This is a genomic window from Paenibacillus sp. MMS18-CY102 (assembly GCF_009789195.1).
Classification (GTDB): Bacteria; Bacillota; Bacilli; order Paenibacillales; family Paenibacillaceae; genus Paenibacillus_T.
Window position 1 is genome coordinate 88,902 of record NZ_WSTC01000007.1, and the last position, 13,698, is coordinate 102,599.

Sequence of the window (13,698 nt, forward strand, 5' to 3'; positions counted from 1 at the left end):
AGTATGCGTCACAAGCCCTCGCCGCATGCAGCTTCCTTATACGCCAAATCATCTAGCCAAACACGCACACGGATATCATCCATCGGCTTGCCGAAATAATAGCCTTGAATAACCGGGCAGCCCGAATCGATAAGCAGCGCAACCTGCTGCTCCTCTTCCACGCCCTCAGCCACAACCTCTAAGTTAAGCTGCTGCGCCAACGTTACAATCGTTCGTATAATCGCCTGCTTGGCCGGCAAATGGCTTTCGTTAACGAACATCCGGTCGATCTTCACCGTGTCGATCGGAATGCGGTCAAGCGTCCCCAGCGAGGAATAGCCGGACCCAAAATCGTCCATCGATACTTTCACGCCAAGCGACCGGATTTCATTCAGCTGCCTAATGACATCGGCCATATCGTGAATGACGATCGATTCGGTAATTTCAAGCTCCAGCCGTTCAGGCGGCAGCATACACAGCTCAAGTGATTCACTCACCATGTCGTGCAAAATGTGGCTGTCAAACAGCTTCACAGAGGTGTTCACCGCAACCGTCAGTTCCCCATAGCCATCCCGCTCCCAGCGAAGGCAATCATGGCAGGCTTGCTGAAGGACGAAACGCGACAGCCCGACAATCAATCCTGTCTCTTCAGCGATCGGAATAAATTCCGAAGGCGGCACGAGCCCAAGCTCCGGATGCTGCCAGCGAACAAGCGCCTCGAAGCCAGAAGGCCTGCCGATGCGTGTATCCCATTTGGGCTGGTAATACACGACGAATTCACCGCCCCGTTCCATCGCCCTGCGCAGATCCTTCTCCAATGCCATCCGCCTTACAAGCCGCTGCTCCATTCCTTGATTGAACAATTGAAATCGATTTTTGCCTTTGCTCTTCGCGTCGTACATTGCCGTGTCAGCTGTCTTCAGCAGCATCGACTGATCGCGGCCGTGCTCAGGGAATAAGCTAATCCCCACGCTACATGTCACATATAGCTCATGGCCTTCCAGCTGAAACGGGCGATGGATGCTGGCAAGCAGCTGGCCTGCCAATTCTTCCGCTTCCGATTGCCCGACATTCGGGATAATTAACAAAAATTCATCGCCGCCGATTCGAAACACCTGCAACGACTCCGACAGCTGGGCCAGCCGTTTGCTTGCATCCAAAACGAGCAGGTCGCCAACCTCATGCCCCAGCGTATCGTTAATCGTCTTGAACTGGTCAATATCCACGAACAGCACAGCCCCTTGTTGAGCGCGTTGCAAAAACAAGTCGAACCGGCGGCGAAGCTCGTACCGATTCGGCAGGCCAGTCAAGGGGTCGGTGTATGCCATCCGAATAAGTACCGCCCGATCAATATAAACTATGCCCCATGAAATGAGGAGCAGCAGCAGCATTGCAGCCGTTACTGCACTTACCAAAAACAAATTGAGCGGCGACTCGCCGAACATCTCCGGGCTGCCGCACCAGAACGATACGGAGCGCATGCCTGTGTAATGCATGCCGCATACCGCTAAACCCATCAGCGCAGCTGCAATCCATTTGCGAAGCATGGAACGGTTCATGTTGGTGCGCACACGGCTGAACAAAAACAAAGCCGCGTAGGACACGATGATGGCAACCAATACAGATAACATCACATAAAAAGAGTCATACCGCATCTCGCCCGGCAGGCGGAGCGCGGACATCCCAATATAATGCATGCCCGCGATGCCCAGCCCCATTACGATACCGCCGACAAAAACCAAGCTGCGCCTGGACTCGGACCTTTGGGTCAAATAAAACGCTATATATGAAGCCGCAATAGCCGCCACCAGCGAGAGCGCCGTAGCAGACACATCATAAGTAACTTTCACATTGAGATGAAAAGCAATCATTCCGACAAAATGCATGGACCATATGCCGCATCCCATAACGACGGCGCCTACAAACATCCACCCCAATTTGGAACGGCCATGCGCTTGTAATACCCGTCCGATCGTATGAAGCGCAGAAAAGGAAGATAACGCCGCAATAATAAACGAAAGTGCAACGATTCCTAGGCTATACGTCCCTTGTAACATAATCATGCTGTTTCTCCTCCGATGATGGCGTTGCCTATACTTGCCTAGGTAAGATTATACATCGCATCCGCTAGACTAACAGCCATTTTCTATCGGGAGGAGCTTATTTTCCCTGTAACCCCCCTACTTTTGCCCCATTCCCCTCTCCTAAGGCACTAAATCGACCCGTTTCTGATACTGCTCCGCCGTCAACAACCCGCTTAAAGCAGCCTCGGCATCATTGCGCACGAGGATGTCCACGAGCCATCCCCCTTCGTACGGGTCCTCATTCACCGCCTCCGGCATGCCAGCCAATGCCTCGTTGACTCGAATAATGACGCCGTTAACGGGGCTATACAGGTCCGATACCGTCTTCACTGACTCAATCGTGCCCATCGGCTGCAGCGCCACCACCTCCGTGCCTATGGACGGAAGCTCGACATATACAATATCCCCAAGCGCACACTGCGCGTGATCGGTAATGCCTACCCGAACGACGCGGCGATCAGCCTGCAACGCGACCCACTCATGCTCCTCTGTATAATGCAGTCCCGCCCTTACTTCACTCATGTTCAACACCCTTTCCGCGTATGCATGAATACAACAGGCTTAATGTGCTTTGCTCCCTATTCACTCCTATGACGAACAAGCGCGCGATAGCCCATTCTTTTCTTTATGCAGCCCTATCCTTCGCGAAGAGGTGATCCCTGATGAAAACACTCCGGCGTACGCCCTTATTCTCCTTGTATAGCCAGCATCCCGGTGTCCGCACCATTGATTTTGGCGGTTGGGAACTGCCCATACAGTTCACAAGCATTGTCAAAGAGCATGAAGCCGTCAGGCGCTCAGCTGGATTGTTTGATGTTTCGCATATGGGCAGGCTGATCGTTACTGGGTTATTCACTGAAACGTTGTTGGAGCGGCTTACGACTAACCGCCTATCCGCACTTACAGACGGCCGCGCCCAATACACCTTGATGTGCAATAGCGAAGGTGGCACCATCGACGACCTGCTCATCTACCGCTTGTCTGCGGACCAATACATGCTTGTCGTCAACGCCTCCAATACAGCACAGGTGCTAGAATGGCTGCGCGAGCAGCTCATTGGCGATATTACAGTTGAAAATACAACCGGGCAGACCGCTCTGCTTGCGCTGCAAGGACCGGATGCAGCGGCGATTCTAGGCGAAGCCTGTGACGCTGCGACTTGCACTGCATTGAACCGCTTAGCCCCATTCCAATTCACCCCATCGGCTGCTGTATGCGGCGTATCCGCGCTTGTCTCTCGCACTGGATATACCGGTGAAGATGGCTTTGAACTGTACGTGGATGCGGTTGATGCGCCGGTACTTTGGAACGGCCTCTTGCAAGCTGGCGAGCGCTACGGCGCAGTGCCTGCCGGGCTAGGCGCGCGGGACACGCTGCGTTTAGAAGCTCGCCTCCCACTATATGGGCATGAGCTGTCGGCTTCCGTTTCGCCAATCGAAGCTGGATTGCGCGCTTTCGTGAAAACAGGCAAAGGCGAATTTATCGGGCGCAGCGTGCTGCTTGAGCAGCTTGCTGTAGGAGCGCCTCGCCGCTTGGTTGGCATCGAGCTGGGCGAGCGCAGCATTCCAAGAGCGGGCTACGCCATATACGCCGATGGCATGCAGGTTGGCCATGTCACATCCGGCACGCATTCCCCGACGCTTAAGCGAAACATTGGGCTTGCGCTGGTGCACGCAGATTACGCATCAATAGGCACTCGGCTCCTCGTAGATGTTCGCGGCGTTTCATCGCCTGCGACCGTGGTGCCTACTCCCTTCTACCGGCGATTGCAAGCGCAGGGCGGGAGGTGAGCGCTATGCATGCTGATCCGCAATCGTATCGCCATCGCTATATTCCCATGACCGAGCAGGATGAAGCTGAAATGCTGCAGGCCGTCGGCGTTTCATCAATTAGCGAACTGTTCCGCGATATTCCCGCCTCGGTTCGCTATCAGGGCCTGCTGCCCGTTTCTGAGCCGCTGGATGAGCTTGCGCTCTGGTCACATATGCGCGAGTTAGCCAGCCGCAATCTCGATACCTCCCGAATGGCCAGCTTCTTGGGTGCTGGCATTTACGATCACCATATTCCCGTCGCTATTAACCATGTGCTGTCGCGCTCGGAATTCTACACTGCCTATACGCCTTATCAACCCGAAATTAGCCAAGGAGCGCTGCAAGCTATTTTCGAATTTCAATCGTATATATGTGAGTTGGCCGGAATGGCTGTCGCCAATGCCAGCATGTATGATGGCGCTACGGCGCTTGCCGAAGCCGGGCTGCTTGCAGTTGGCGCAACGAAGCGCAAACGGCTTGCCATCTCGCGCGGCATCCATCCCGAAGCGCGGCAAATCATCGCCACGACAGCCGAAGCGCTCGGGATCGAGCTTGTTGAAATCGGCCTTGCGCCCGGCATCGGCACGACGGACCTGAACAAGCTGGAGAATGCGGTTGATGATACCGTCGCAGCAGTCCTTATCCAGTCGCCGAATTTTCTCGGATGCATTGAAGATCTCGCTTCTCTCGAGCCGCTCGCCCATCATTGCGGCGCGCTTCTCATCGTTAGTGCAAACCCGCTCTCGCTCGGCGTCCTGGAGCCGCCTGGCAGCCTCGGTGCGGACATCGTCGTCGGGGATGCCCAGCCGCTGGGCATTCCCCAATCGTTCGGAGGGCCCACCTGCGGCTTCTTCGCAGTGGCAGAGCCGCTTATGCGCCGCATGCCCGGACGAATTGTCGGACAGACCGTTGACCGCGAGGGCAAACGCGGCTTCGTGCTAACGCTGCAAGCGCGCGAGCAGCATATTCGGCGCGAGAAGGCGACATCTAATATATGCTCCAACCAAGCCCTGCTCGCCTTAGGCGCAGCAGTCTACTTGTCGGTGATGGGGAGAACGGGTTTGCAGGAAACTGCTGCACTCAACGTGCGCAAAGCGAGATACGCAGCCTCCGTTATCGCTGCCCTTCCCGGCTATCAGTTGCCGCTCAGCGCCCCTTCGTTCAATGAATTCGTTATTCAATTGCCAAAGGGCCGCTCGTGTACGACGGCAATCGGTCACTTGCTGAAGGACGGCATCCTTGGCGGATATAACCTTGAAGCGGACTATCCCGAGCTGCCGGGCTGCATGCTGCTCGCCGTAACAGAGAAGCGAACCAAGGCAGAAATCGACCGATTAGCCCTACGATTGGGGGAATTGATATGACTATAGAAGAACAACCCGCGCCACCGCTCATCTTTGACAGGAGCCGGACTGGACGAATCGCCTGCTCCTTGCCCGCATGCGACGTGCCTGAGCTGCCGCTAGAAGGATGTATCCCCCCTTCCCTCCTGCGAAAGGCTCCCGCTGCGCTGCCGGAGCTGTATGAGGTTGACGTTATCCGGCACTACACCGCATTATCGCGCCGCAACTTCGGTGTCGATAACGGCTTCTATCCGCTCGGCTCGTGCACGATGAAGTACAACCCGAAACTGCATGAGGATATCGCCCGGCTGCCGGGAATCGCCAGCCTGCATCCGTATCAGCCCGAATCGACCGTACAGGGGGCGCTGGAACTGCTCCACACGCTGCAAAGCGATCTCGCCGCCATTACCGGCATGGACGCGGTTTCGCTTCAGCCAGCCGCCGGCGCGCACGGGGAATGGACCGGCCTGCGCATGATTCGCGCTTATCATGAAAGCCGCGGCGAGCAGCGCAAGCAAGTGCTCGTGCCCGACTCCTCCCACGGCACGAACCCGGCAAGCGCCTCTGCTGCCGGATATACGGCCGTGACGCTAAAGTCCGACACACGCGGGCTCGTTGATCTTGATGCGCTTCGCGCAGCGGTTGGGCCAGATACCGCTGCGCTTATGCTGACAAACCCGAATACACTCGGGCTATTCGAGGAGCAGATCATCGAGATTGCGGACATCGTTCACCAAGCGGGCGGACTGCTCTATTACGACGGCGCGAATGCGAATGCCATTATGGGCATCACCCGCCCCGGCGACATGGGGTTCGACGTCGTTCATCTCAACCTGCACAAAACGATGAGTACGCCGCATGGCGGCGGCGGTCCCGGCGCTGGCCCCGTTGGCGTCAAACGGTTTTTGGAGCCTTTTTTGCCCAAACCGCTTATCGCCAGCCGCCCTGACGGCACCTATTTCTATGATTACGATCGCCCATTGTCCATCGGCCGCGTAAAGCCATACCACGGCAACTTCGGCATACTCGTTCGGGCTTATGCCTATATCCGCTCTTATGGAGCGGAAGGGCTGCGGCGTGTGTCCGAATGTGCTGTCCTTAACGCCAACTATATGAGGAGCAGGCTCAGCGCCGCCTTCGAGATGCCTTTTCCCCGCATCTGCAAGCATGAGTTCGTCTTATCCGGATCAAGGCAAAAGGCGTACGGCGTCCGTACGTTCGATATGGCCAAGCGATTGCTCGACTTCGGCTTCCATCCGCCTACCGTCTACTTTCCTCTCATCGTAGAAGAGAGTATGATGATTGAGCCGACCGAAACGGAAAGCAAAGAGACGCTGGACCGTTTCATTGATACGATGCTCCAGATCGCCTGGGAAGCTGAGCATGCGCCAGAGAAGATTTTGCAAGCGCCAGCGGGAACAGCCGTCAGCCGTCTCGACGAAACGCTAGCCGCACGCCGGCCGATTCTGAATTGCTCCTGCGAATGAAGAAGATGAACTGCATCAGCAACCACGCTGCAGCTCCTGCTCGGGATTCGGCAAGTGCAGGAGCTTTATCCATTTCATGCTTCCAAGCGCGGTACTTAACAATGGCGACATTTAATATGAGTTGTATTCATCCACACAAATCATTAAAATTATTAATTAGTTTACAAACGTCAACGAAGTAGATCGGGAGATCGAGGTGGGGTTGGTTGTGAGTCACAATCGGAGAACGTGGTTGTACAGTCCTTTTTTAATTTTCACAATTGCAATGATCATTAAGGTTTATATGTCGTGGCAGGTCATTTACGGCACCGGCTTCAGTTGGAAGCCTCTGCTGACTGAGCTTCCCGCGATTTGGGCCGTATTCGCGATCATTGAACTGTTAGCATCCAAGCGCAAGCTTGGCATATATTTGACCGTCAATTTGTTGCTAACAGCCGTGTACTTTGCCGTCATTATGTACTATAAGTATTTCGGCATTATCGTCACGTATCATGCGCTTGCACAAGTCGGGCAGGTTGGGGAGGTCAAAGGGAGCGTATTCCAGCTTATGCATCCCTCCTTCCTGCTCATCTTCATTGATATCGTCGCTATTGCCCTGACACTAACCTTCAGCAAAAAAGCGCGCAGCTGGGCTGCCATCTCAGCTGCACGTTTGCCGCGTCCAGTGACTGCTTCCTTATTAACCGTAGCGGCAGCTGCCGCACTCATTACGGTATGGCAGCATAAGGATGTCATTAACGAAGTTCGCCAGACTGAAGAGATGGGCATCGTCAATTATGAGCTATACAAGGTTGCGACTAGCGGCAAGGACGAGAGAACCGTCGCCATTACGGAAGTGACACCAGAAGCAATCATGAAGCTGAAGGGCATCGCACCTGTCTCCGGCGGGGACAAGCCTGCTCATTGGGCTGCTGCGCAAGGGCGCAACGTTATCGTCCTCCAGATGGAAGCTTTCCAGAACTTCTTGCTCGGGTTAAAGGTAGATGGCCAAGAGGTTACGCCTAATCTGAATAAGCTGAAGGAAGAATCGGTTTATTTTAAGCATATGTTCCAAATGGTAGGGCAAGGCAACACGTCTGATGCTGAGTTTATGACCAATACATCGCTGTACGTGCCGCCTGTCGGCGCTGCAACGGATGCCTATGTCGACCATGCAATTCCATCTCTGCCTAAGCGGTTCGAGAAAGCTGGGTATCTTGCCGCGACATTCCACACGAACGACGTGAAGTTCTGGAACCGTGACAAGCTCTACAATGCGCTCGGATTCAATTATTACTATGATAAAGAATGGTATGGCACGGACGATACGATCGCATTTGGTTCATCCGACGATATTCTCTATGAGAAAGCCATCCAAGAAATTGCGGACATTAACAAATCGGGTCAACGGGTATATGCCAACTTGATCTCGATGTCAGCTCATCACCCGTTCAATTTCCTGCCCGACACAGTGAAAAAACTGCCATTGCCTGAACAATTCGAAGGCTCCTTCGCCGGCAATTACATTCAGTCGCAGCATTATGCGGATGAGGCTATTGGCATTCTAATTGCGAAACTGAAGGAATATGGCCTCTGGGATAACACCATGCTCGTCATTTATGGCGACCATATGGGATTGCCAGTCTACTCACTCAATGATACCGACCGTGAGCTGCTGCAATCAATCCTTGGCACGCCGTATTCTTATACGGATATGCTCAACATCCCTTTGATTATTTCTGCTCCCGGAGCGCTTCAGCCCGAAGTGCGCATGCAAACAGCCGGGCAGATTGATATCATGCCGACCATTGCCAACTTAGCGGGCATCCCGCTTGATCATGAGATTTATTTTGGCCAGGATTTAATGAATCATACGAGCAACCTGTTGCCAGAGCGTTATTATTTGCCATCAGGATCTCTTATTAATAACAAAAGCATTTTCGTGCCTGGCGAACAATTCAAGGATGGCGTTGTTTACCCTCTTCCTGGAGATACCGGTGAAGCGCCTTATCCGGCGCAATCGGAATTCGACCGTGCGCTTCAGTTGCTCGAATTATCGCATACCTATGCGAAGTCGCTTCCGCCTGCCGAAGGGCATGTCCCTTCAGGCGCGACGCGTACAACAACTCAGAATAAAGGAGATTGATACTCATTATGCCCATCCGGACAAAGTGGTTGAGCCGCGAGCGGCTGGCCTTTTTCGCTCCGCTGCTCTTGATGCTCGTTTTCCCTGTTCTTGGTTACTTGTACAAAGTATTTAATCAGCCGGACCATGAGGTCTATAGCCTCGTTACGTCATTCGATAAGGCGACGCCGTTTCTTCGGGCATTCGTCTTGCCCTACAGCGTATGGATTGTTTATATTTACATCTGCCTAGTTTATTTCTTCTTCAAGGACCGGACATCGTACTATCGCGGCGTGCTCATGTACACGCTCTGCGCGTTGACATGTTATATGATTTACTCGGTGTTCCAAACGACTGTGCCGCGTCCCGAAGTAATCGGCGACGACGTGTTCTCACAGCTAATGCGTTACGTGTATGAACGGGACCGCCCATTCAACTGCTTCCCGAGCATTCATTGCTTCTCCAGCTACTTGATGATCCGCCTGCTGGCCGTCAGCCCAGCACGTAACAAGCTAAACCGGACGCTGATCTATGGGATGTCTTCAACGATCATCCTGTCGACACTGTTCGTGAAGCAACACGTGCTCTGGGATGTGATTGGTGCCGTTGCGCTTGTCGAGGTTATGTATCTGCTTGTTATCGTGCTTCTGCCACGCCTGATCGGCACTCGCCAACGCCAGCGTGGATTGGATGCTTAAAATGAAGAAGAGCCGTGCGACATTCTCGCACGGCTTTTTCTTGTATAATCATGTATAACTAGAGCGGCGACTATGCCTTGGAAAGGACTTTTCTCCTATGAATTGGTTCACCGATTATAAAGCGGCATTATCCGTTATTGCCACCCAAGTATCTGAACGCATTCAAGCTTTCCCCGAGCCTCTCGCAACTGCTGGCGGCGCGTATTGGCGTGCCTATAACCCTCTGGAACAAGGCAGCACCAAAAACTATGTCTGTTACCTGCTCCCATTATGGACGAATGAATCATGCAAGCTCCCTGAGGATCAGGTCGAGCGGCTAACGGCTGGCTGCATATTCGCCATGCTTTATTTTTTCCTGCTGGATGATCAAGCTGACGGCCAGTTGGATGGCAAACTTGCGTCAAATCCTGCGCCTGAAGACAGTGAAAGCAGCAGCTCCTGTTCCGCCATCCCCGCCTATGCTGTCGCCTTGACCGCCCTCTTCCATGCTGAGATGATGCAGCTGTTTCAAGCGGAATTTCCAGCCGCCTCCCCATTCTGGGCGCTGTATCGGCGTTACTTGAATGAATGGGCAATCGCTATTGCAACTGAGCAGCAGCGCTCTCTGCCGAAGCCGAGCGATCCGATAGAAGCCGGGGACAGCTTCAATTTCACCCATAAATCCGCGCCCGTGAAGCTAGCATCCGCTTGCATCGCGCTAGCCGCTGGACAGGCATCGTGGATTCCGAAGCTCGATGCAAGCATCAACAGCATTCTTCTTACGCTGCAGATGGCAGATGACTGGAAGGACTGGGAGGAAGACTGGGACCATGGCAGCAACAGCAACTTGTTGATCATTCACTTGAACAATCGTTATCACGCAAGCTTGCCCGAAGGCGAGCCTCGAATCCCCCTCACCCGCGAGCAATTGGAGGATGAGCTATATCTAAAAAGCGGCTTGCGTTCATTCGCAGCCATAGCCTCCAAGCATCATCAACTGTTGTTAGATGACTGCAACATGGAAAATCAGTTAGAACATACTATGAGTCATCTCCATACATTCCATGGCACTATAACTAAACAATTAAATAATGCAGCGGAACTAATAGAAAATAAAAAATCACAATTTATTCATGGCGGATTATTTAATATTTTGTCGAATTAGGTATTTTTAGGATGGATTTATATTCTTTTGCATGATATTATTAGGAAGAAAGAACTACTACTATCGTGCGAAGGGATTGGAGATCACATGGCGAATGCGGAACTATTAAAGCAACAACTTATTCAAAAGGCATGGGAAGATGAGGCTTTCAAACAATTACTGCTCTCTGACCCGAACGCAGCTTTGAAGGACGCCTTTGGCATTGATGTACCGGCTAACTTGAAGCTGAAAGCACTTGAAGAAACCGATAATGAGCTCTACCTCGTGATTCCCCAGAAACCGAGCAATACACAATTGAAGTCTAGTAATCTTGACGCTGCTGAGGACTCTTCATGGTAACGCTCTATTAATCAAATAGTGAAAAGAACTGCCTGGCCACCATGCCTTAGCAGTTCTTTTTTTCCTCAACCTACCTGATTATACTCAGCAGCAGCAGACGGAAGCCTGATGATTGCCTCTGTCCCTACACCCTTCTGGCTGCGAAACCGCAATGTCCCATTCATAACTTCAATAATGCGGAAGGTGACCATTAGCCCCAATCCGGTTCCCTTGGATTTGTTCGTAAAGTAAGGCTCGCCTAACTTCGCCAGCGCGTCTTCTTCAATCCCTTCACCGTTATCCGCAATGCATACGACGACTTCGTCGCCTTCAACCCGTGCAATAATTCGAATCCACCCGTTACTCCGGCATGTCGCTTCCAAACTATTCTTCACCATATTAATAAGCGCCTGTTTGAACTTTGCGGTGTTGCCATTCGCATACAGATTAGGTTCAACATCCAGTTCAATCTTGGCTCCTTGCATCGTCGCAAGCGGCGACATCATCGCCTCAATCTGGCTTAGCTCATCAGTTATACAGAGCAATGTCACATCTTCCAGCTGAGGCTTGGCAAACGTTAGGAAGTCGGTAATAATGCTGGATGCCCGATCCAGCTCTTGAATCGCCATTTGCAGAAATCGCTTATCCTTCTCCTGTACAAACTTATCTCCCATCAACTGGAGAAAGCCTCGCGTCACTTGTAGCGGATTACGGACTTCATGCGCAACCGATGCTGCCAATTGGCTAATGATTTCCATCTTCTCCGAGCGCTGCAGCTCATGATTGAATACCTCCAGCTCTTTGGAGTAACGGATTACCCGATCATAATTGCTGGAAAACTGCCTGCCCATTACTGCCATTAAGGAGACAATAAAGCACAATAGCCCCCATTTCCACCACACTAAATGATAATTGTAATCGTGGTAATATCGAATAAGGTCATACATTCCCGCACACGAGAAAAGCGAAAAGCCCATTGTAATCGTTAATGCGTTTCGATTCCGTTTTATTGTGTATGCGATCGAATAGCTGGACAAAATAATAAACTGCATGACAAAAGAAATGCCCAGCATGGGAACAAGATTGATGCTACTAAATATATCATCATTGATCCTTTCAAGGGAAGCAAGTATAATTCCGATCACAGAAGCGACCGCCTGCGCGATACGCAGCTTCTTGATTATTCCGTATCGACCGCTGCCAAATACAGCTTCAAAAAATAACGTAAAAGTCGGGATGATGATGAACATGCCATAAACAAAAAGGTTGAAAATTAATTGGCCAAATTCGCCACGCGCATAGTGCTGAAATGACTCAGAGTAAGCTAAGACCATAACACCGATACATAAGAGGATGAGGCATAACGAAAACCATAACGTCACCTGCTGCCTCTTAAGGAAGAACAAGCACACCATCATAATAAGAGCCATGAAAATAAAGGTGCCGCCATAAACTAAATCTATTATTTTGTAGGATGCGTAGTCGGGTTCCAATTGTATATAACTTCCAACCAGAACTTCTGACCTCAGCGAGAGGCGGTCGTAGCTTGTACTCAGTTTGATCGTCAGCCAGTTGCCGCCATCCGTTTTATTCAGTGGGAGCAGCATATAATTCGTGTCAAATTCATCGTAATTAGTCGGCCGCTCGATTTGAAAGAAAGGTTGGGATTGCCCATCCCTGAAAATATAGATGCGCTGGCCGTAGATTTCCTTAATCCAGATTGCAGGCGTCACCCAGTCGAGTTCGGGCAGCTTCAATCGAACCAATGCATTGCTCACGCCATCAGGCTTGTCAGGCATTGGATGCTGCGCATCCGCCCTCAACCATCCTTTATCGCCAGCAACCCGGCTGATCGGTTCCGCCGCTTCAGCATCAGAAAGCCACTTATACTCCCAATGTGTGATCGAGACAGCTGGCCGTTCCACCGCGTTAGGCTGGCCTGCAGCTTCAGCAAAAGGTGCGATACAGCCTATCCCTATGACGATCATCACTAGCCATAACATTAGATTAACGAACGCTTTCATAATAAGCCCCCAGTATCCAATTAGAGCAAAATATAGAAATGGCGAGAAATTACCCCGATATTATCTCATCTCCTATCATTCGACAGTATTCGATATTTTCCCTGCCGAAAGTAGCATTTTTATACAAATTTAATGTTGTCCGTCGCTTCGCATGGCACACACAAAAAACCGGCCATCACTAAGGTTCAATCCCTTGTAAAGGCCGGCTTCTTCTCACTCATGATGCGAATGTTATTTGCTGCCAATCAATTTGAAATCATCATAATGGAAACCAGGTGCAACGACGCAAGATACGAGTACAGGCTCATCGCCAAGCGGGCGCGCCTTCTGCCATACACGGGCAGGCACTAACGCTTGCGGATGTTGGCCAGCAGCTATATCAGCACCGAGAATGATGTCGGTCTCTTCTCCTGGCAATTCGCCGTCGCCGCCTAGCGTCAACAGCAGCGGGCTGCCTGAATGCCAGAGCCACAGCTCATCGGATAGAACCGTGTGCCATGCGGATTGCTCTCCCGGATGAAGGACAAAATAGATCGACGAGGCTGAGAAACGTGGACCCGAGTAGTCCCCGCCCAATGTTTCCTGCGGAATTGTAAACGATGCTTTCCACAATTCTTTGTACCAACCGCCTTCTACATGCGGCTTCAGCCCGAGTTGCTCTACAAGCGGCGAAATTTCGATTGTTGCGGTTTTCGAATTGCTCATC

General features: G+C 51.9%; 11 protein-coding genes. 7 read left to right on the forward strand and 4 right to left on the reverse strand.

Going from position 1 to position 13,698, the window contains the following annotated elements; translation table 11 throughout:
- Positions 1 to 8: 8 nt before the first annotated feature.
- Together GON22_RS07015 and gcvH are read right to left on the reverse strand one after the other, a co-directional pair.
- The gene (locus GON22_RS07015; RefSeq protein WP_160395398.1) at positions 9 to 2,042 is read right to left on the reverse strand and encodes a putative bifunctional diguanylate cyclase/phosphodiesterase; all 2,034 of its coding nucleotides are present in this window, start codon (positions 2,040 to 2,042) and stop codon (positions 9 to 11) included.
- A gap of 141 nt (positions 2,043 to 2,183) precedes the next feature.
- Entirely contained in the window at positions 2,184 to 2,585 is a 402-nt protein-coding gene (gcvH, locus tag GON22_RS07020) for a glycine cleavage system protein GcvH (protein ID WP_160395399.1), read from the reverse strand.
- 140 nt (positions 2,586 to 2,725) lie between these two features.
- On the opposite strand from gcvH, the gene gcvT reads away from it, so the two are divergent.
- From gcvT to GON22_RS07055, 7 genes are all read left to right on the forward strand, one after another.
- Positions 2,726 to 3,853, forward strand: coding sequence for a glycine cleavage system aminomethyltransferase GcvT (gcvT, locus tag GON22_RS07025; RefSeq protein ID WP_160395400.1), 1,128 nt, complete (start codon positions 2,726 to 2,728; stop codon positions 3,851 to 3,853).
- Between the two features lie 5 nt (positions 3,854 to 3,858).
- Entirely contained in the window at positions 3,859 to 5,238 is a 1,380-nt protein-coding gene (gene gcvPA, locus GON22_RS07030; protein WP_160395401.1) for an aminomethyl-transferring glycine dehydrogenase subunit GcvPA, read from the forward strand.
- Complete coding sequence (gene gcvPB / locus GON22_RS07035) at positions 5,235 to 6,704, forward strand: aminomethyl-transferring glycine dehydrogenase subunit GcvPB (protein ID WP_160395402.1); 1,470 nt, start codon at positions 5,235 to 5,237, stop codon at positions 6,702 to 6,704. Before gcvPA ends, gcvPB begins: the two co-directional genes overlap by 4 nt.
- A gap of 232 nt (positions 6,705 to 6,936) precedes the next feature.
- A complete protein-coding gene (locus GON22_RS07040; RefSeq protein WP_336604272.1) occupies positions 6,937 to 8,829 on the forward strand; it encodes an LTA synthase family protein in 1,893 nt (630 codons plus the stop codon).
- An 8-nt stretch (positions 8,830 to 8,837) separates the two neighbouring features.
- On the forward strand, positions 8,838 to 9,506 hold the full coding sequence (locus GON22_RS07045; protein ID WP_160395404.1) for a phosphatase PAP2 family protein: 669 nt from the start codon (positions 8,838 to 8,840) through the stop codon (positions 9,504 to 9,506).
- A gap of 97 nt (positions 9,507 to 9,603) precedes the next feature.
- On the forward strand, positions 9,604 to 10,650 hold the full coding sequence (locus GON22_RS07050; RefSeq protein ID WP_160395405.1) for a hypothetical protein: 1,047 nt from the start codon (positions 9,604 to 9,606) through the stop codon (positions 10,648 to 10,650).
- A gap of 87 nt (positions 10,651 to 10,737) precedes the next feature.
- Positions 10,738 to 10,989, forward strand: a complete 252-nt coding sequence (locus GON22_RS07055; RefSeq protein ID WP_160395406.1) for an NHLP leader peptide family RiPP precursor — start codon at positions 10,738 to 10,740, stop codon at positions 10,987 to 10,989.
- 65 nt (positions 10,990 to 11,054) lie between these two features.
- Here the strand turns inward: GON22_RS07055 and GON22_RS07060 are convergent, their stop codons facing one another.
- Complete coding sequence (locus GON22_RS07060) at positions 11,055 to 12,992, reverse strand: sensor histidine kinase (protein WP_160395407.1); 1,938 nt, start codon at positions 12,990 to 12,992, stop codon at positions 11,055 to 11,057.
- Positions 12,993 to 13,223: 231 nt separating this feature from the next.
- A complete protein-coding gene (locus tag GON22_RS07065; protein WP_160395408.1) occupies positions 13,224 to 13,697 on the reverse strand; it encodes a cupin domain-containing protein in 474 nt (157 codons plus the stop codon).
- Position 13,698: the final 1 nt, after the last annotated feature.